The sequence below is a fragment of the Mucilaginibacter sp. genome (assembly GCF_025359345.1).
GTDB lineage: Bacteria > Bacteroidota > Bacteroidia > Sphingobacteriales > Sphingobacteriaceae > Mucilaginibacter.
On record NZ_JANYGQ010000025.1, the window covers coordinates 36,578 to 56,977 of the forward strand.

Sequence of the window (20,400 nt, forward strand, 5' to 3'; positions counted from 1 at the left end):
GACTGAAATAAGTGATCTGCCTATATAAAACCAATTAAATAACCCAATTATTAACCTAACTATTAAAAACTATGAGGAGAAGGATACGAGTATAAAGACAACCATCGGGTAACCGCTAAGTAAAAAGCCGGAAAGTGTTCGTACCACTGCCCGGCAAGTACCTGGGTTACCATCAACCAATTGAGCAATTGACATAATTTTTTAACCCAAAGTTTTCAAAAATATGAATTTTAATTCGAAAGCTAAGCTTTTGCTATGGCTTTATTTACCTAAAATATTATCCCCAATACCTCTTACTGCGCTGATTATCATCACAGTTTTAACACAGGCAAACGCCGGGACAAATACCAGCCACCCCATCAGCCGAGCGCGAAAAATAGATGAGTCTGGCCCAACTTTCGCGGCAGAAGTTATAAAAATAGAGGGCAAGGTAACCGACGAAAAAGGCGCGCCACTTCCCGGCGTTAGCGTGAAGATAAAAGGCTCTGCGAATGGCACCATAACCAACAGCGAGGGTAAATACACCATTACTGTACCTAATGAGCAAACCATATTAGTGTTCAGTTATATCGGCTTTAACAGCCAGGAACGAAAAGTTGGCAACTCAACGGCAATTAATATTGCTTTAACAGGCAAAAACTCCACCTTGAATGAGGTAGTGGTAGTCGCCTATGGCACCCAGAAAAAAGGAAGCGTTATAGGTGCGGTAAGCACCTTAAAAGGCGAAGAAGTACTTCAAAATGCATCGCCTTCTGTATCTAATTCACTGGCTGGTCACATTCCGGGACTAATCATCAACAACCGTTCAGGCGAACCGGGTAATGACGGTGCGAGTTTATTGATAAGAGGATTGAACTCGTTTGGCGGAGGCACCGGCCCGCTAATTGTGGTGGACGGGATACCCGACAGGGATCTGAACCGAATTAATCCCGACGATATTGAAAGTGTCACAGTTTTAAAGGACGCGTCAGCGGCCATTTATGGGGTGAGGTCGGCCAATGGTGCCATTTTAATTACAACCAAAAGGGGCAAATCAGGCAAGCCGGTTATCCATTACGACGGTTCATATGGTCTTCAGCAGATAACAAGGCTTACACAACGCGTTAATGCCTGGGAATATATGACTTACTTTAACGAGTTAAACCTTAACCAGGGAAACAGCGCCCCTTATCCGCAAAGCGACATTGATAAATACAAAGCGGGTAACGACCCCAACTACTCCAGCACCGATTGGGTGAATGCCGTGTTCAGGAAAAATGCACCCCAAAACAATCATTCCCTTTCGGTACAAGGTGGCGGCGAACAGGTGAAATACTATTTCTCGGTACAATCGCTTGATCAGCAGAGCAATTTAAGAAACAGCGATGAGCGGTTTAAGCAGTTCAACATTCGGTCGAACATTGACGCTACCATTTCACAAAACCTGAAAGTTAACCTGGATATTGCCGCCCGTAAGGAGGACAGAAATAACCCGGTTATCTCCATGTCGCAGATATTGCACGAAGCAGTGAGCATGTACCCATTCCTGCCGGTATACTGGCAAAATGGGTATGCTGATGCGGGTGTATCAAATGGACGAAATCCGGTAATAATGACCTCGTCATCAGCCGGTTACGATAAAACCAATAACTACATTTTAAACCCTAAGCTTGGTTTTGATTTAAAATTACCCTACATCACCCCGGGCCTGTCAGTAAATGGCTATGCTGCATTCGATTATAACTACAGGGCGGAGAAAACCTTCAATCAGCCCTGGGATGCTTACACTTATGATATGACAACCAAAACCTACAATAACCAAAGGAGTGGTACGAGTATTTTGAGCCTGGCACAGGATGGACGATTAACAAACGAGAATACTTACTTCATTAAACTGGCTTATGACCAGCAATTTGGCAAGCATACCATCAATGCATTTGCCGGCTTCGAGCAAAATACAACAAATTGGAATGACACTTACGCGTATCGCAGAGACCTGTTAAGTAACCAACTGGATCAGCTTTTCACCGGAAGTGCAGTAGGACAAAATGCGACAGGTTCGGCTTACCAGGATGGTCGTGAAAGCTATTTGGGTAGGGTAGCTTATAGCTATGCCAATAAGTACCTTGCTGAAGCAACATTCCGCTATAACGGTTCATTTAACTTCCCTGCCGACAAACGTTGGGGTTTATTCCCGGCGGTTTCACTTGGGTGGCGAATTTCGGAAGAAGATTTTTTCAAGAATAATTTTAAAGGTGTCGATCAGTTAAAACTACGCGCCTCCTGGGGATTGATGGGTAATGATGCTGTAGCCCAGTATTTGTATGTAACCCGGTACCAGTTGCAGCAAAGCCCCGAGTACTATAGCTATTTTGGCGACGGCTACACCGAGGCGAAGAACCTGTACCTATCTGCAACACCCAACCCCAATATTACCTGGGAAAAGCAGGATACAAGGAATATAGGCTTTGATGCGGCTTTCTTATCCAATAGGTTAACGGTTAGCTTTGATGCGTTCAGGTTTTTAAGAAAAGACATCCTGGCGCAGCGAAACGCTTCGGTGCCATTGTACACAGGCCTGTCACTTCCCGCCGAAAATATTGGCAAATCGCTAAATCGCGGTATTGATTTCTCTATCAACTACAATGAAACAAAAGGCACGGTCAAATACCACATCGGGGGCAATTTTACCTACGCCAAAAGCAAGATCATTTTCCGCGATGAATCGCCTAATATCCCGGCCTGGCAAAAATCAACCGGCTATGCAATCGACTCATGGTTAGTATACCAAACCAAGGGCATCTACCATACACAGGCCGAGGTTGACAATTCTCCGCATATGCCGGGGGTAAAACCCGGCGACCTCTGGATAATTGATAAAAGTGCCGACGGGCAGATCACCAGCGACGATATGGTGAGGATCCCGGAATCGGCCACGCCAAAGATCATGTATGGTGTATTGATGGGAGCTGAGTATAAAGGTATCGCCCTAAACTTGGTTTGGTCGGGGCAGGCTATGGCCAAACAAATGATATTGCCACAATTGGAAGGTTCATTAGCAGCGCCGCCCGCTTGGTTGTATAATGGACGCTGGACCTCACAAAACCCCAATGCACAATATCCACGGGCTTTTAACTATACGGATCCGCGAAATTCAGTGTATGCCGATTTTTGGCTACGAGATGCTTCATTTATGCGTTTGAAAACCGCAGAACTGTCCTATACACTGCCTGCAAATACGTTCGAAAAATACGGCATCGGTTCGGTGAAGGTATTCGTTGGGGCCACCAACCTGTTTTCAATCGATGGGTTGAAGAAATACAATGTCGACCCTGAAACCAACAGCATAACCGGGGTTAACTATCCGCAATCGCGCATTTTCAGGTTAGGTTTAAATGTTAATTTATAAAATCGAGATATATGAAAAATAAAATATTCATCTGTTGTTATATCCTATGTGCTATAATTACTTCCTGCAAAAAGGATGTCTTAAATAAAACGCCGCTTGATTCGTATACCGATCAATCTGTGTGGAGCGATTTAAGTCTTGCAGAGGCCTTCGCAAACAACTTGTCCAATGTGTTACCCAATGCTGAACATAACTGGGATAACACAACCAACAGAACATGGGCCTTATCTTCAGCAACTGATGAGGCTTTCAACAAGTTTGATGACTATAATGCTTCGGTAATGAACTCTGGTTCACTTACTCCGGACAACCTTGGAGTATTTGACATTTGGGCACCAACTTATAAAACTATCCAAAACTGTAACATTTTTTTATCGAAGATAGACAATGTTCCGGGCGACCAGGCGCGCCGGAATGGCTTAAAAGGGGAGGTAACCTACCTGAGAGCCTATGCCTATTTCAAGCTCACCAGGGATTATGGAGGCGTTCCATTAATCACCAAACCCTTTGACCTGAACAGCGATTTTAAGGCGGCACGCAACAGCTACGACGAATGTTCAGGCTTTATTGCAAGTGAGTTAGATAAGGCCGCTGCACTATTGCCTGTACAGCAAGGTTCAACCAGTTACGGTAGGGCAACGAAAGGGGCCGCGCTTGCATTAAAGTCGACATTGTTACTGTACGCTGCCAGCCCGCAGTGGAACCCAACAAACGATATGGGGAAATGGCAAAAGGCATCTGACGCTGCCAAAGCGGTGATAGATTTGAATGCATTTCAATTATTTAACGGTAATTATGCCGACCTGTTTACCACCAAAAATTCTGAATTGATAATGGTACGGGAAACAAACAAACAGTATATGTGGAGTGCATTTCAGGGGGTAGAAGTGTTTTTATCTCCAAGTGGTTTCCACGGATGGGCCTCATTCGCCCCAAGCCAGAACCTGGTTGATGCATTCGGAACAGCAGACGGAAAGGATGTGACTGACCCGACGTCTGGCTATAATCCGCAACATCCATACGTAAACCGCGACCCTCGTTTTTACCAGGATATTGTTTTCGACGGAAGACCATACGGGCAGCCGGCGTTTTGCCAGGATAGGTATGGTGTAGGCAGCACTAACGTCGCCGAGTTTTATGAGGGAGGGTTGGACTCACCACAGGGATGGGATAAATGGAATAACAGTGTAACGCGCTATACATTCAGAAAATACTGCGATACTACTTACAACTTCAATTCCGAAACCCAAACCAATAAATTCTGGATCGTCAGCCGCTTAAGCGAAATTTACCTGAATTATGCAGAAGCCCAGTTTTATCTTGGGAATAACGCAACGGCAATCCAGTATTTGAATTTAATCAGGCAACGGGCAGGCGTTAAAAATCTGTTGTCAAGCGCACTATCAGGCGCTGCCCTCGAAAATAAGATCAGGAATGAAAGACAGGTTGAGTTATGCCTGGAGGGACATCGTTACTACGACGTTCGGCGGTGGAAGATTGCTGACGTAACGGAGAATAAGCCATTAATGGGTGTGGTAATCACCAAAAATGGCAATGGCAGTAAAACCTACAATTACACCCAGGTGCAAACCAGGGCGTTTAAGCCACAGCATTACTTGTTGCCCATCCCAACAAGCGAAATTAACCGGACAAAGCTTGTGCAAAACACAGGCTATTAAAAACTAATTGAAAAGAATGGTCTGCAAGGCAAACCATTCTTTTCATTACAGGCTGGTTCGGGAGCCTGCCTATAATTTCATTTTAATCCAATATTTATAGAAGCAACTATGCGTAAGTTATTGTTTTTGACACTGTGTATCTTTTGTTGCTCGGTAAAAGCACAAAAGTTTGAAGGATTAGCAAAAAAGCCACCCATGGGTTGGAACAGCTGGAACAAATTTGAATGTAAGATAAATGAAACTATTATCAGGGAAATTGCCGATGCCTTAGTAAAGACCGGCATGAAGGATGCCGGGTACGAATACATCACTGTTGATGACTGCTGGCAAATTGGCCGGGATAGTTTGGGTAATATCCTTGCTGACCCTGCAAAGTTCCCATCCGGGATGAAAAGCCTTGTTGACTACGTTCATTCCAAAGGTTTAAAATTTGGTATTTACTCAGATGCTGGTACTCAAACCTGCCAGGGCAGGCCGGGCAGCCGCGGGTATGAATTCCAGGACGCCAGGACCTATGCCAAGTGGGGCGTCGACCTTTTAAAATACGATTGGTGTAACCACGGCAAGCAAAATGCAGAGGCATCATATACCATAATGAGAGATGCCATTTATAAGGCAGGGCGGCCGATGGTATTGAGTATCTGTGAATGGGGTACCAACAAACCATGGGAGTGGGGTGCAGCGATCGGCCATACATGGCGGACAACAGAAGACATCATCAACTGTTTTGACTGCAAGAATAATTGGGGCGGCCTGGGCGTGTTGCAGATTATCGATCTGCAGGTTGAGATAGGGGGATATTCTGGCCCCGGCCATTGGAATGATCCTGATATGCTTGAAATTGGTAATGGCGTTTTAACTGTGAATGAGGAACGGGCGCATATAAGTATGTGGTCTATGTTTTCGGCTCCGCTGATTGCCGGTAACGACATTAGGAACATGTCTGCCGGGACCAATGAGGTATTGACCAATAAGGAAGTGCTGGCTATCGACCATGACGGCCTTGGCATTTCTGCAACAAGATGGATGAAGTATGGCGAGCTCGAAATATGGTTCAAGCCCTTGAACGATCATGATTTTGTTTTTTGCTTTTTAAACAGGAGCAATCAACCAGTAACAATCAACCAGGACCTAAAAACAACGATCAAGAATTATAAAGTCGACGGTTCATACAACGTTAGGGACGTTTGGAAACATAAAGACAATGGAACCACGGAAGATAATATCAAAGGCACTATTGCTGGTCATGATGTGCTCATGCTTAAATTGACAAGGAAGTAATATTCGGTGTGCATGCACCAAATTAAAATAAACGGCCGCTTCATAAGTAAGTATGAGGCGGCCGTTTGTACAGATGTCGAACTCTTTTGAGGAAGAACGAAAGAAAATAGTGGCATTAAATCTGGTTGCCGTCGCCGACAAGTTATATCAGGCGACTATTAGGTCATCAGATCTTTAAAATTCATAACTAAGCCCACCCTGGAATATAAAAGAATTTTGACGATAGGAGATATTGGCCATCCGGTCGTTGAGTTTATTGAATCCCTCAAAAGGTACTTTTTGATCCATATTAAATGTTTCAAGTCTCTGCGAAAAAGTATGCCCAGCGATCAGGTTCAATTTCCATCGCTGGCTAAGTTTAAGGTCATAAATGAGGCCAGCGCTATTTTGCCGCAATTGTACATATTGGTCCTTCCCATCCTCGTTAAGGCGGAACATGCTGCCGTTGAATGACGCTGTAATACCCAGCGATTGCATTTCTGACAGTTTATACTTTAAAGATGCCCTGGCAGGTATAATACCTGTAAGGCTTAGTTTGTTACTGATCGTCCAGTCGATATCAGGGAGGGGAATCAGGAACTTACCGGAGTAGTTGCTGGTATAAATGAGTGTGATGCCGTATTTAAAAAACTTGTTTGGTCGAAAGCCTACCCGCACACCGGCAGTATAAAGTATATCCTCTGTGCCGATACTTCGTTTAAAGTCGGAGCCAATGGTTGCCAAACCCACAAAAGAGATACTGGTGGTGCGCGAAAGCGAATAATTTACCAGCAAAGGAACGGTGATGGAATGAAATTCGTTGTCGCCTATATTTTGTTCGCCTGAAAGAAAAAGGCCCTGGTAACGGACGCCTGTTTTTATTAAAATGGGATGGGCCACCGAAAAATCCTTATAGACTGGGAAACCAACATCAACAATAGGTTGCTGCATGGTGAAGGTACCTCCATCGGCACTAATCGGGGCAATAATATTGGTTACGGTAACACCGCCAAGCAGGGGGGATGTGGTAGTCAGTTTTTTGTGCGTACTACTGCTGTCAGCGCTTTGGCAATAGCCAAGTAAAGGCAATAGCATGCCCATAAGAAATAAGCTTCTTTTCATTTTTTGTCGATTTGTTCTTGTAGATGAAAAAGTAGTTACGCTAGCAGGGGGTAACTATCCCGATTAACTTCAGCATTGTTTTGTCAAAATCTGTTCTTTCTTCTACTCTCAGTTCTGAAGACAGTACCGCATCAAATTTTCCAAGAATAGCATCAGCCTGTTTTGCTGTACTTTGGCCGCTTGCTGTCAGTTCTACATGGTTTTTCCGCTTATCAACGGGGTCCTGGATAACTTTTACAAAATCTTTTTTAAGTAAAAACGATATTGTTCTGTTAATTGACGCCTTATCACGCCCAAGCGATGTGCCGATAGTTTTCTGAGATGCCCCGTCTGAGTAATACAGGTGCATCAAAACCGGTATCTGGTCCATCTCGAGCGGAAAATCGTGCCCCCGGAAAATTTTATCACATTCCTTGTATATTCTATGATAAAGAGCACCTATTTGTGCAACCAGTGAAGGTGGGGCAGGATGGTCATTTTTGCGATTCATGATACAAAGGTACAAATAATAGTTGATATATCAACTATTATTTGTAAAAATTATATCCCCAATGATATCAGGCGATACTCTACAAGTTCGATATCTAAAGTGTATAAAGACAAATAAATAAAATTATTGAGCGCTCAGGGGAAATGGGTTCAGCACAAAACAATAAAACCTTCCAGCTTAGGCTGAAAGGCTTCTGTGACCTGGGAGAGGATCGAACTCTCGACCCACTGATTAAGAGTCAGTTGCTCTACCGGCTGAGCTACCAAGTCATTTTATTTTTTTCCGGGCTGCAAATAAAAGACTTTTTTTTCAAAAAAAAGTCTTTTATTGAAGATTAGAGACTTGTGATTAGCGATTAGTTTTCTAAAATTCTCCTAATCTCTAATTAACTAACCTCTAATCTCTGTTTACGCCATCGCGTAAAGCTCGTCCCTTTGCTTTTGCACTGCATCGCTATTGATGTATTCATCATACGTCATCAGCTTATCAATAGTACCGCCTGGCGTTAACTCGATGATGCGATTGGCAACGGTTTGTATAAGTTCGTGATCTCGCGAAGTAAACAGGATGGTTCCCCTAAAATCCTTCATGCCGTTGTTCAACGCAGTAATCGATTCCAAATCAAGGTGGTTGGTTGGCTCGTCAAACATCAGCAGGTTGGCCGATTGCAGCATCATGCGACTAAACATGCAGCGCATTTTTTCGCCACCCGATAGTACATTGCTTTTTTTCAATACTTCCTCGCCGCTGAAAAGCATACGGCCCAAAAATCCGCGGATAAATTGATCGTCTTTTTCACCCGGAGAGTATTCACGCAGCCAGTCGATCAGGTTATCGTCTTTGCCTTTAAAATATTCGGCGTTATCAATAGGTATATCAGCGGGATTTATGGTTACGCCCCATTTAAATTCGCCTTTATAATCCTTGTCACGACCGGTTAATATGTTATAGAAAGCAGTAGTAGCAAGGCTGTTTTGTGAAAGAACCGCTATTTTGTCGCCTTTATTTACCATCAGGCGGATATCATTAAATAACACCTCGCCGTTTAACGATTTGCTAAGGTGCTCAATCTGCAATATCTGGTCGCCGGCTTCGCGGCCCTGGTTGTTAAAAATAATACCCGGGTATTTACGGTTCGACGGCTGGATCTCGTCTATATTAATTTTATCCAACGCTTTTTTACGGCTGGTTGCCTGTTTTGATTTTGATGCATTGGCGCTAAACCTGCGGATAAACTCCTGTAATTCCTTTACCCGGTCCTCGGTCTTCTTGTTCTGGTCCGAGCGTTGTTTCAGAGCCAATTGGCTCGATTCGTACCAGAAGCTATAGTTACCGGTATAAATAGTCATCTTGGCAAAGTCGATATCCACCACGTGGGTACAAACCGTATCCAGGAAGTGCCTGTCGTGCGATACTACCAGCACAATAGCCTCATATCCCGCCAGGAAATCTTCCAGCCAGCTTACGGTATGTATATCCAAATCGTTGGTAGGCTCATCCAGCAGCAATATATCAGGTTTACCAAAAAGCGCCTGGGCCAGTAACACACGAACTTTTTGTGTGTTATCAAGGTCTTTTACCAATTGATAATGAAATTCTTCTTTAATGCCAAGGTTGCTCAATAGGGTAGCGGCGTTGCTTTCCGCATTCCAGCCATCCATTTCGGCAAATTGGTTTTCCAATTCGCCTGCGCGTTCGCCATCGGCATCGGTAAAATCTTCTTTAAGGTAAATGGCGTCTTTCTCTTTCATCACGGCATACATTTCTTTATGCCCCATCATCACAGTTTCAATTACTGTAAACTCATCAAAAGCGTAGTGGTTTTGGCTCAATACGGCCATGCGTTCGCCAGGGGTAAAGCTTACTGAGCCGCTTGACGGATCAATCTCACCCGAAAGTATCTTTAAAAAAGTTGATTTACCGGCACCGTTAGCGCCAATAATGCCATAGCAATTGCCCTGGGTGAACTTCAGGTTAACGTCTTCAAATAGTGTGCGTTTGCCGTAGCGCAAAGATAAATTAGATACCGTAATCATTCTGCTCCTTTAATTTGCCGCAAAAGTACGGTAAATCTCCATACTTATTAACATCGTGTTATTTATTAGTTGATAAAAATGTTTTAGTCACTGTAACAAACTTATTGCGCCAAGCGTTATATAGTTATTTAGGCGCTAATTTCCACAATAACAAGACGTTAATAATGTGTTAATAAATTTAATAAATTATTATGCGAATATGTTTGGAATTAAGTTTTACCTAACTATATTGTACTAGTTTTTAATCCCTAATTAATAAACTGATATGGTAATTGTAGTAACGCTATTATTTGTTATTAATGTACTTGCCGTAATTCTTCATTTAAACGCCAAACGGGAGTATTAATACCCCGGCGCAACGATTGGAGAAGAACGGAATGGACTTAACTAAACAGAAAAATTAAACTATTGGTTTCGTGTTCGGCAAGCTTTTTGAGTTGGCCGGACACGGCCATTTTCATCATGAAATTCAGCTCGGCTGCTATGGTAAATGTTACTTCGGTGCTGTTACCTGATGATGAAAGCACCCACTTAAGCTCTACATCAAACGGCGGTTTCTCTGCCGGTAATATTTTCACCTCTTTATTTTCCACCCTGCTATCAACTTTTAAACTTAATACAACCATTCCGCGCAGGTTAAAACTTGCATCGTTATAGGTTGATTGCCAGTCACTGATATCCTCGGCAGGCATTAGCTGCCGGTGATTGTTCATATCAGCAAGGAAGTTGTAAATTTTATCAACAGGCTGTGTTATTGTTACTGTACTTTCGAAGGTAGTCATTGGTAGAGATTAGTGATTATAGAATGGAGATTAGTTTAGCAAGGTTGGAACGAGTGCTGTAGAGTGGCGTCTGCCAACTGCCCACTCATAACTGCCCACTGGTTATTTTCCCCATTCCGAAGGGTTTTCGCGCCATTTTTTTAATACTTCAACGTCAGCTTCTGTAATATAATGGTTGTTACCAGCATATTTTATAAGCGCGCTGTAATTTGATAAGGTGTAGAAGGGGCAATTTGCCAATTTGAAATTTTCGACTGCAACATCAAATCCATAGGTAAATATAGCGGCAAGGCCGGCTACGTCGTAACCAGCGCTGCGCAAAGCTTCAACGGCCTGCAGGCTGCTTTTGCCGGTAGATATTAAATCCTCTATCACAACAACTCTTTTACCTGTTAATGAGGAGTCGCCCTCAATCATGCTGCCGGTGCCATGTTCTTTGGGTTTTGAGCGTACATATATAAATGGCAGCCCCAACTCTTGTGCAACCAGCGCTCCCTGGGGGATACCTGCAGTCGCCACACCAGCAATGCAGCCAACCGGGCCAAACTCTTCCTGTATAAGGTGGGTTAGCTGTTGCCTTATATAAGTGCGTATGGTTGGGTGCGACAACGTAACCCGGTTATCACAATAAATTGGCGACTTCCAACCGCTGGCCCATGTAAAAGGATTATTAGGTTGTAATTTAATTGCTTTAATTTGCAGCAAAAATTCGGCAACTTGCCCTGCTATCTCAGTATTATCAAACATGGCCCAAAAATACAGAATTTATATTAACGAAAAAGTTATTCTGCTAACAGAGTCGCAACCCAAGAAAAGCAGCGGGTTCAGGCAAATTGACGCGGCTGCTTTTGATTTAAAAATACTTTACACCTGGATTTTAAGCCACCCCGGTGTTTTTTATTATGTGCTTTGCGATGATGCAAAGGCATTTTTGAAAGCCATAAAGAAAAGTGTTCGGTTGATAAAGGCAGCCGGCGGCCTCGTTAAAAACGAAGACGACGAGTACCTGTTTATTTTCAGAAATAACAAATGGGACTTGCCGAAAGGGAAAATTGAAAAACAGGAAGGCACCAAAGAAGCTGCCGTGCGCGAGGTAGAAGAGGAGTGTGGTATTAAGGTTAGCAAACTTGATGAACTGGTTTGCAAAACGTATCACTCATATTTATATAAAGGCGAGGTAGTGCTAAAAAAAACCTGGTGGTTTAATATGCGGTGCCGCGGTCAAAAAAATCTTGTCCCGCAAAAAGAGGAAGGCATAACCGATGTGCGCTGGTTTAAAAAAGAAGATATTGGCCCTATAGTTGAAAACACATTTCCTTCAATTATGGATGTGTTGGTGAAGGAAAAGCTGGTTGTGAAAGCTAAGAATTGACGGAAGAGAGAGGCAAGAAGTCAAGAGCCAGGAATCAAGATAAATCTACACGCGATCTTGATTTTTGTATCCTGACTTCTTGATTCTATAAATATGCGAGTGCTTCCTTCGGAATAAATTGGCTCACATCGCCATTATAGCGCATAATTTCGCGAACGATGCTTGAGCTGATGGATGAATAACCAGGCTTGCTCACTATAAAAATACTTTCAATTTCAGGGTCGAGCGAATGGTTCATTTGGGCAATTGCCTTTTCATATTCAAAATCGGAAACGGTACGTATGCCTCGGATCATGTAGGCCGCATTTATACTTTTGCAAAAGTTAACTGTCAGGCCTTCGTAAGCAACGATATGTATCCGGTCATCGGCCCCAAAAACTGCCCGTAGCATTTGCTCTCTCTTGCCAACGCTAAGTAATCCAGCCTTTGAACTGTTAACACCTATCCCTATGTACACTTTATCGAACAAACTTACAGAGCGTTTTACTATATCAACATGTGCTTTTGTAACAGGATCGAACGATCCCGGAAAAAGGGCAATTTTCATTGTAGCGATTGGTTATATCGCAAAGTTATAAATCATTATTTAATATCATTGATTAAATAGTCCATGGGGATAATTACCGGGGTATTTGAGTAAATTGCCTTGCCTGATTTATCACAAATTCGTAACTCTTAACGGCGTTGGTGCGTAATAGGCATAACTTATAACAATGAAATATTACATAAAGCTGTTACGACCAAAAGACTGGGCAAAAAATCTTTTCCTTTTTGTGCCTTCTTTTTTCTCGAAGCATATTTTTACATCTTCAAAAATCGAACTGCTGTTAGCCGGTTTTGCAGCGTTTTGCTGTATAGCCAGCAGTATTTATATAATCAACGACTACCGGGACATTGAAAACGACCGCAAGCACCCCACCAAATCAAAGCGGCCGCTGGCATCGGGCCACGTAAAGCCATCGCATGCTATTTTAATTTGTGTTTTATTAATTATTACCGGATGTGGCCTTGGCTATATTGCAAATCCGCAGTTGCAGTTTTTGCTGGTGCTGGGCGTATATTTTGTTGTAAATATTGCGTACTCATTTGGCTTGAAGAATATTGCTATTTTAGATATGCTGTTACTTGCCTCCGGCTTTGTGTTCAGGGTAAAAGGAGGTGCAATTATAGCGCATGTGGACAGTTCAGAGTGGCTAATTATCATGACCTTCCTGTTAGCCCTGTTTATGGCCATAGGCAAAAGGCGCGACGATGTGCTGTTAAAAGAAGCGTCGGGTACTGACATGCGTAAATCAGTAAGCAGCTATAACCTCGAATATTTAAATACCATGCTGGGGCTGTTCAGCGCTATAATTATTGTTGCTTATATCAGTTACACACAATCGCCCAAAACAATTCACCGGCTGGGTACCTACCGGCTATATTACTCCAGCGTTTTTGTAATTGCGGGTATTATGCGCTATATGCAGGTGGTTTTTGTGAAGAAAAACTCCGGTTCGCCAACAGACATTTTGTATAAAGACCGCTTTATACAAATAACCATTCTTTTATGGATTTTAAGCGTGTATATAATTTTATATTTGCTTCCAAGTACTCCAATATTTAATTAATGATTAAACCGATTGCCAATTGGGGGAACTACCCCGTTATAGAAAGTAACGAGGAAAGCTTTGTTTTTGATGAGCAGCTGGATGCGCTGATATCAAAAGAACAGCCATTTATCGCCCGTGGAAACGGTCGCTGTTATGGCGACGCCTCGCTGGCGGATAGAACAATCTCGACACTTAAATTCAACAAAATACTTTCATTCGATGCTGCATCCGGTATTTTTGAATGCCAGAGCGGTATTACTTTAGATCAAATACTTACTGTTATTGTACCACAAGGATGGTTTTTGCCCGTAACGCCTGGTACGAAATTTATTACAATAGGAGGGGCCTTAGCCAGCGATGTGCACGGCAAAAATCACCACGTGGACGGGGCTATTTCCAACCATGTGCTTGATTTTGATTTGGTGCTGGCATCGGGCGATATAATTACCTGCTCACCATCTGTAAACCCCGACCTTTTTGAGGCTAGTTGTGGCGGCATGGGTTTAACCGGTGTTATCAGCCGGGTAAAGTTCAGCCTGAAAAAAATTGAAACATCGTTTATTAAGCAAAAGCAAATTAAAGCAGTAAACCTGCAGGAGCTGATTGAACTTTTTGATACTTATAAAGACTATACCTATTCAGTAGCATGGATCGATTGCCTCAAAAAAGGGGAGCATTTTGGTCGCAGTATTTTAATGCTGGGTGAGCACGCTTCTGTTAGCGAGCTTGGTGAAAGCCAAGGGATAAATCCATTAAAGCTTCATGGTAATAAACAAATAACGTTCCCTATAAATATGCCATCGTGGGTGCTTAACCAGTTTACGGTTAAGGCTTTCAACTTTTTATATTATGGCAAAAACTTTAAAAAGGAAATAAACAATGTGGTTTCGTACGAGCCATTTTTTTACCCGCTTGATAAAGTTTTACACTGGAACAGGCTATACGGTAAAAAAGGTTTTGTGCAATACCAGTTTGTACTACCGCTGGATGCCAAACAAGGGCTGATCGAAATATTAACACGGATATCGGATGAAGGGCTGGGCTCATTCCTGGCTGTGTTAAAAGTTTTTGGCAAACAGGAAAGCATGATTTCGTTTCCTAAAGAAGGATATACCCTGGCGCTTGATTTCCCGGTGCGCGGCAATTTGCTTGCATTCTTAGATGAGCTTGACCAGCTGGTACTTAAATATAATGGCCGGCTATACATGTCGAAAGATGCCCGGATGAAACCGGAAATGCTGGTAGCTGGTTACCCTGAACTGGAAAAGTTTAAAAGCATCGTAAAAAAATACAACCCGTACGGGAAAATAAGGTCGGCACAATCTGACCGATTACTGTTAACTGATACTAAATAATTATACATGGAAACCGTACTTGTACTGGGTGCAACTTCAGATATCGGCATCGCGATAGCAAAAAAGTTTGCCGCTGCAGGCTATAATATACAACTCGCTGCCCGTAAGCCGGAGCTGCTTGGACCACTAAAGTCGGATATTGAAATACGTTATAAGGTGGCTTGTAGTACTTATGCCTTCGATGCGCGCAAATACAACAGCCACGCGGTTTTTTTTGATGCTTTGAAACCGGATGTTACCATCACCATCTTCGGTACCATGTACGAGGAAGAAGACGCCTTTAACGATTGGGCGCTTGCCGAAACAATGATCAATACCAACTATACCGGTGCTGTATCAATTCTTAACATTGCTGCTAAATACTACATTGCGCAGCAAAAAGGCGCAATTATTGGTATCAGCTCAGTAGCCGGCGACAGGGGCAGGGCCAGTAAACTGATTTACGGTAGCTCGAAGGCGGCTTTTACCGCTTACCTTGCCGGTTTGCGCAATAAATGTTTTAAGGACAATGTACACGTGATGACAGTTAAGCCGGGCTTTGTTTATACCCGCATGACGGAAAATATGCCCCTGCCCAAGCCGCTTACATCAACGCCGGAAGAAGTTGCAGATATTGTTTACAATGGATTTACCCAAAAGAAAAATACCATCTACGTAAAATGGTTTTGGCGGTATATTATGCTCATCATAAAAAATATACCGGAGTTCCAATTTAAAAAGATGAAACTGTGAAAAAAATCGCTTTTTTTGATTTTGACGGGACTATCACAACCAAGGATACCCTGCTTGAGGTTATAAAACACCAAAACGGAAAGACAAGTTTTTATATAGGTTTTTTACTAAATTCGCCGGTGCTTATTGGGCTTAAGCTGAAGCTGATATCAAACCAGGCAGCTAAGGAATGTATGTTAAAATATTTTTTTAAGGGGATGGATTTCAAATCATTTCAACAAGGTTGTGACAGCTTTATTGACGACATTTTGCCCGCTATCATCCGCCCGGCTGCTGTTGACGAAATCAAGAAGTTGAAAGCAGAAGGTTTTGAAACGGTAGTGGTATCAGCGTCGCCGGAAAATTGGATAAAAAAATGGGCCGAAGCAAACGGGCTGGGGTTGATAGCTACCAAACTCCAAACAAAGGATAATTTATTAACGGGCTACATCGACGGCATTAATAATAATGGGGATGAAAAGGCTGTAAGAATAAAGGCGGAATTCGACCTGGTTGAATACAGCGATATTTATTGTTATGGCGATTCAAGTGGTGACAAGGCGATGCTTGCAATAGCGACAAAAGCGTTTTATAAGCCGTTTCGCGCTTAACTAAAATCACCTACTCCCCATATTCCTTTTTAATCTCCTTTTGTATTTTTTGTCCTTGTTTAATCATTCCATCGTAGCCGGCTATTACCGCAGTTGCATAGCTAAGAGAAAACATAACCACCATTTTGCCATGTGGCGACACGATTTTTCGCAATACATCGGTCTCTTTAAAATCCGGCGTTTCAGATGCCGAAAGTAACACGTCTTCTAAACGTGCCTGGTTGGTGTTGAATGCGCTTTCGGAAAAGTCGATAAAAGGAATATCTTCCTGGTAGAGTTTTAAAATATCATTCCGTAACGAATCATTACCAATGGTTTGTATTTTACCGCTCGATTTAAACCCCTCATACCTTCCGTTCAAGGGCCGGGTGTTTAATTTAGGGATGAAAAGACTTTCCCTAATATTGTTTTTTTCTATGCTATCGATATCTTTAGTCTTATAATGCTGCATCCGGGTATAGGCTTTTACCATATTATCAAGTTCGGCTTTAGCGCGCTTTACCTGGGCCAGTTCGTTTTTAAGATCGGTGCTGAGACCTATTAAAAACTCTTTAGCCTCACCGCGTTCTTTATATTGTTCCCGTGTCCGCTCAATAAAAGCAGCAAACGATACGGCAAAAATTATGATAACAACTTCAATAAGTATCTCTTTAAACTTCTCTCCGAAGCCTTTTTCTTTGTTGCTGGCAATTTTTAACGCTTTTTTGGTGTGCCCCATTATTTCGTGCTCCATATTCGGCAAAATTATTCCATTGTTACTTTTTTCAAATAATAACTATCTGCATCAACAACCGGCATGGTTTTGCTGTCAACCCGGATGCCTTTGCTGTCAACCATCAGGCGTTTAGTGCCAGCATCGGTGGTTACATCAACAGGAAGGGGCATGGCCATATTTTGCAGCTGTATCAAATACTTGCCGCCGCGTTGTGCTTTTATGCTGATGTCGAGTTTGTTAACCGAGCGCAGATACAAATCAAACAGCGGCTTTAAATTCTTCCCCGATTCCTGGCTGAAAAACTGCTCCACATCGTCGGTATTTACCAGGTTATCATAGGTGTATTTTGGCGATGTGGCAAACTTTTTAATAGCGGGATAAAATACGCTGTCGCCCATTACATAGCAAAGGGTATGCATAAAAAATGCGCTTTTGCCATAAATGTCGCCGTTATAGGCGGCTTCTTCATCAATATCCTTGCCCATTACAATGGGTATTTTGTTTTCAAATGTTGGTGCGGCTTGCTTCCAGTGTTGTATGTAGGCAGCGTTGCCTTCAAATTCTTTGATATAAAGCGCATCGCCAAAGGTGCAGATGCCCTCGTGTATCCAATAGTCGGCCCAGTCTTTCGCAGTTACTTTATTGCCCCACCATTCATGGCCAAACTCGTGGTGCATCAGCCAGTCGTAATCATCGCCGCCAATTTTAGCATATTTAAATTTATTGCCATAGGCTACCATGCTCTGGTGTTCCATCCCTAAGTGTGGCGTTTCCACCATGCCGATTTTTTCCTTTGCCCAAGGGTATTCGCCAAAATATTTTTCCTGCTCATGAATAGTCTTCACAAATATATCCAGGAAATGGGCCCCTTTATCTTTATGCTCTTTCAGTACATAAAATTGTATGGGTACTTCATTCCCGTCGCAGGTGGTGTATGGGCGGCCGGCAATCGTATAATCGCCCACGTTAAATATGATGCTGTAGTTGTTGATGCTGTAGTTTGTTTTCCAATGAGTAGTTGACGTTTCGCGGTGATTTATTACGGTTTGCAGTAAACCGGGGCCGGCAACCATTAAATCCCGGGGCGCGGTAATATACATATCCACGCCTTCGTTCGGCTCGTCTGAGGGGTGGTCTTTACAAGGAAAATACAGCTTGCCGCCGGTGCCTTCGGCAGTTATGGCCATCCAGGGGTGACCGGTAGAGTCTCGTGTCCAAATAAAACCGTCATCCCATGGTGGTCTTTTGGCCACATGCGGTTTGCCGCCGTAAATTACTTTCACGCTGGCTTTACCCGCCGGTAACTCATTGGCAGTATTTATCCTGATAAGGTTGTTTTTATACTCAAACGCTGCCTTTTTATTGTTCACCAAAACCTGGCTCACCTTAAACGAATCCAAAAGGTCGAACAGCAAGACATGCGTTGGCTGCGCCATTATCACATCGATAGTAGTATAGCCGTCGATGGTTTTTTGCTTAAAATCGACATTCAAGGCAATGGTGTAATGCCTTACATCCATTATGGCCTGTTCGGGTTTTAGCTTGCCGCCGGAGGTTAATTCCTGGGCATATGTTTTACAGGTAACCAGTAAAACAAGTATGATGAATAATTTACGCATATGGTAAAATGTCAATTTAGTTTGAATGTAACCGGTACTTTAAATGATTGAGAGACAGCCTTTCCATTTTGGATTGCCGGGTCCCATACCGGAGAAACACTGATTAGCCTCAACGCTTCTGCATCAAGTTCCGGTGATACACTTTTCTCAACCTTTATATCTTGTAAACGACCGTCTTTCAGTACGATAAATGAAACGGTTACGATTCCCTCTATGCCTTTTTCCTTCGACTCTTTTGGGTATTTCAAGTTTCTCCTGATATAACTGAATAGCAAATTTGTCCCCCCGGGGAATGATGCTTCCTTTTCAACCAAAATTTGAACAGGAAGGCGCGGTGTATCGGGTTTTGCCTTCGGCTCAAGTTCTCCAACATCCGGGTTAGTTGTTTGTCCTTTGGCTATTATAAGCAAAAAAAGCATCGATGCGGTTAATAATAATTTTTTCATTGAATTATTTCGCCCTGGGTAAAACTAATCGGCACTGTATATCTTGACTTTATTGGTTTGTTATTCTTTATTGCGGGTATCCATTTTGGAGAAAGGCTAATCACCCGCAACGCTTCATCGTTAAAGGCCTTCGTCATTCCTTTTTCAATTGATATGCCCGTTAACTTGCCATCCTTTTCAACAAAAAAGCCAACGATAACAACGCCCTGTATGTCATCCATATTATCAGACGGCCACTTTAAATTTTTATGCAGAAAATTACTGAACGCCTCTTTTCCACCCGGAAATTGCGGCGGCGTTAAAGTTTGCGAATAAACAATTGCCGCTAAGGTCAATAGAAGTAAAGAGGTTATAATTCGCTTTTTCACGCACTAAATGTAATCAATTCCGCATATTTTGCATTAATTGTTTGGTTTAGTATTTACAGGAACAGAGTATGCAACCCTAACAGGGTGACCGTTTTGGGTACCAGGTTCCCATTTCGGCGATTTTTTCAAAATCTTAAGTGCAATCGCGTCTGCCGCCGCAGAGACGCTGCGTACCACTTTAATACCTGTTAAGCGTCCGTCGCGTTCAACAACAAATGATACAATTACTTTACCTTGATCTTCTTCGGTAAATTTCTCGTTTTTAAGGTTTTCGTTAATATATTCGTAAAACTTTACCATGCCACCGGGAAACTGCGGTACTCTTTCAACCGAAGTATATATTTTGGTGGGGTCGTAAGTATCAGGCCCCGGTACCCCTACAGGTTCGTCAATTACTACATCGGCATCGTGACCCGGAGATAAATGAACATCTGGTACGCGTACAATACGTGCGAACATCGGGTCCCTGAATCTAATGCCAATCTGAGCTAACGTGCGTACCGGTTGCCCGTTGTTATACCCCGGGCGCCATGGGGGGCTGTTTTTTAATAAGATTACGGCCGTTGTATCATCCTCGGCGTTTAACCCTTGCAGGATTTTTGCCCTGCTAATTTTTCCGTTTTTTTCAATTAAAATTTCGGCTACCACAAGACCATATTTGTAATTGGCTTTTAAACGGTTTACAATTGCTTTATCGGCATAATTGTTAAACAACTCATTACCACCCGGAAAGCTCGGAGATTGTGAAACCCGGCTATAAATTTTTCCAGTATCCGTTCCATTTTTATTTGGCTGCGCGCTTAACGCAAATGCACAAAACCCTGCTATAAGGGTAAATAAAAGTCGTTTCATGC

General features: G+C 42.8%; 19 protein-coding genes and 1 tRNA gene. 8 read left to right on the top strand and 12 right to left on the bottom strand.

The genetic code is table 11. The features are described from left to right. The first annotated feature begins 223 nt into the window (after nt 1-223). From Q0R52_RS15375 to Q0R52_RS15385, 3 genes are all read left to right on the top strand, one after another. Nucleotides 224-3,388 (top strand): TonB-dependent receptor, encoded by a 3,165-nt coding sequence (locus Q0R52_RS15375; RefSeq protein WP_295795801.1) that lies wholly within the window; start codon nt 224-226, stop codon nt 3,386-3,388. A gap of 11 nt (nt 3,389-3,399) precedes the next feature. Then, the gene (locus tag Q0R52_RS15380) at nt 3,400-5,067 is read left to right on the top strand and encodes a RagB/SusD family nutrient uptake outer membrane protein (RefSeq protein ID WP_295795803.1); all 1,668 of its coding nucleotides are present in this window, start codon (nt 3,400-3,402) and stop codon (nt 5,065-5,067) included. A gap of 108 nt (nt 5,068-5,175) precedes the next feature. Beyond that, a complete protein-coding gene (locus tag Q0R52_RS15385; protein WP_295795804.1) occupies nt 5,176-6,348 on the top strand; it encodes a glycoside hydrolase family 27 protein in 1,173 nt (390 codons plus the stop codon). Between the two features lie 174 nt (nt 6,349-6,522). On the opposite strand, the gene Q0R52_RS15390 is transcribed toward Q0R52_RS15385, so the two are convergent. The 6 genes from Q0R52_RS15390 to pyrE form a co-directional block, all read right to left on the bottom strand. Beyond that, on the bottom strand, nt 6,523-7,449 hold the full coding sequence (locus Q0R52_RS15390; RefSeq protein WP_295795806.1) for a DUF6268 family outer membrane beta-barrel protein: 927 nt from the start codon (nt 7,447-7,449) through the stop codon (nt 6,523-6,525). A 40-nt stretch (nt 7,450-7,489) separates the two neighbouring features. Further along, entirely contained in the window at nt 7,490-7,939 is a 450-nt protein-coding gene (locus Q0R52_RS15395; RefSeq protein WP_295795807.1) for a MarR family transcriptional regulator, read from the bottom strand. 196 nt (nt 7,940-8,135) lie between these two features. Then, nucleotides 8,136-8,208, bottom strand: a tRNA-Lys gene (locus Q0R52_RS15400). Between the two features lie 138 nt (nt 8,209-8,346). Beyond that, a complete protein-coding gene (locus tag Q0R52_RS15405; protein ID WP_252792214.1) occupies nt 8,347-9,975 on the bottom strand; it encodes an ATP-binding cassette domain-containing protein in 1,629 nt (542 codons plus the stop codon). A 383-nt stretch (nt 9,976-10,358) separates the two neighbouring features. Next, complete coding sequence (locus Q0R52_RS15410; protein ID WP_295795809.1) at nt 10,359-10,757, bottom strand: SRPBCC family protein; 399 nt, start codon at nt 10,755-10,757, stop codon at nt 10,359-10,361. A 102-nt stretch (nt 10,758-10,859) separates the two neighbouring features. Continuing rightward, the gene (pyrE, locus tag Q0R52_RS15415; protein WP_295795811.1) at nt 10,860-11,504 is read right to left on the bottom strand and encodes an orotate phosphoribosyltransferase; all 645 of its coding nucleotides are present in this window, start codon (nt 11,502-11,504) and stop codon (nt 10,860-10,862) included. On the opposite strand from pyrE, the gene Q0R52_RS15420 reads away from it, so the two are divergent. Further along, complete coding sequence (locus tag Q0R52_RS15420; RefSeq protein ID WP_295795812.1) at nt 11,503-12,129, top strand: NUDIX domain-containing protein; 627 nt, start codon at nt 11,503-11,505, stop codon at nt 12,127-12,129. The two genes, pyrE and Q0R52_RS15420, sit on opposite strands and share 2 nt — an antisense overlap. 85 nt (nt 12,130-12,214) lie before the next feature. Here the strand turns inward: Q0R52_RS15420 and coaD are convergent, their stop codons facing one another. Next, nucleotides 12,215-12,676 carry a pantetheine-phosphate adenylyltransferase gene (gene coaD, locus Q0R52_RS15425; RefSeq protein WP_295795813.1) on the bottom strand — a complete coding sequence of 154 codons (462 nt, stop codon included), beginning with the start codon at nt 12,674-12,676 and terminating at the stop codon, nt 12,215-12,217. A gap of 166 nt (nt 12,677-12,842) precedes the next feature. On the opposite strand from coaD, the gene Q0R52_RS15430 reads away from it, so the two are divergent. The 4 genes from Q0R52_RS15430 to Q0R52_RS15445 are packed head-to-tail and all read left to right on the top strand — an operon-like array spanning nt 12,843 to nt 16,398. Then, nucleotides 12,843-13,739 (top strand): decaprenyl-phosphate phosphoribosyltransferase, encoded by an 897-nt coding sequence (locus Q0R52_RS15430; protein ID WP_295795815.1) that lies wholly within the window; start codon nt 12,843-12,845, stop codon nt 13,737-13,739. Continuing rightward, on the top strand, nt 13,739-15,076 hold the full coding sequence (locus tag Q0R52_RS15435) for an FAD-binding oxidoreductase (RefSeq protein ID WP_295795817.1): 1,338 nt from the start codon (nt 13,739-13,741) through the stop codon (nt 15,074-15,076). Before Q0R52_RS15430 ends, Q0R52_RS15435 begins: the two co-directional genes overlap by 1 nt. Before the next feature lie 6 nt (nt 15,077-15,082). Beyond that, nucleotides 15,083-15,808, top strand: coding sequence for an SDR family oxidoreductase (locus Q0R52_RS15440; RefSeq protein WP_295795819.1), 726 nt, complete (start codon nt 15,083-15,085; stop codon nt 15,806-15,808). Beyond that, entirely contained in the window at nt 15,805-16,398 is a 594-nt protein-coding gene (locus Q0R52_RS15445; protein ID WP_295795821.1) for an HAD family hydrolase, read from the top strand. Before Q0R52_RS15440 ends, Q0R52_RS15445 begins: the two co-directional genes overlap by 4 nt. A gap of 10 nt (nt 16,399-16,408) precedes the next feature. On the opposite strand, the gene Q0R52_RS15450 is transcribed toward Q0R52_RS15445, so the two are convergent. The 5 genes from Q0R52_RS15450 to Q0R52_RS15470 are packed head-to-tail and all read right to left on the bottom strand — an operon-like array spanning nt 16,409 to nt 20,398. Further along, nucleotides 16,409-17,131, bottom strand: a complete 723-nt coding sequence (locus Q0R52_RS15450; protein ID WP_295795824.1) for a DUF6090 family protein — start codon at nt 17,129-17,131, stop codon at nt 16,409-16,411. An 11-nt stretch (nt 17,132-17,142) separates the two neighbouring features. Next, a complete protein-coding gene (locus Q0R52_RS15455; RefSeq protein ID WP_295795826.1) occupies nt 17,143-18,732 on the bottom strand; it encodes a M1 family metallopeptidase in 1,590 nt (529 codons plus the stop codon). Nucleotides 18,733-18,743: 11 nt separating this feature from the next. Then, nucleotides 18,744-19,178: an energy transducer TonB gene (locus Q0R52_RS15460; RefSeq protein WP_295795828.1), complete on the bottom strand. Its 435-nt coding sequence runs from the start codon at nt 19,176-19,178 to the stop codon at nt 18,744-18,746. Continuing rightward, on the bottom strand, nt 19,175-19,546 hold the full coding sequence (locus Q0R52_RS15465; protein WP_295795830.1) for an energy transducer TonB: 372 nt from the start codon (nt 19,544-19,546) through the stop codon (nt 19,175-19,177). The genes Q0R52_RS15460 and Q0R52_RS15465 overlap by 4 nt, the downstream gene beginning before the upstream one ends. 33 nt (nt 19,547-19,579) lie before the next feature. After that, nucleotides 19,580-20,398 (bottom strand): energy transducer TonB, encoded by an 819-nt coding sequence (locus Q0R52_RS15470; RefSeq protein ID WP_295795832.1) that lies wholly within the window; start codon nt 20,396-20,398, stop codon nt 19,580-19,582. Between the last annotated feature and the right edge of the window lie 2 nt (nt 20,399-20,400).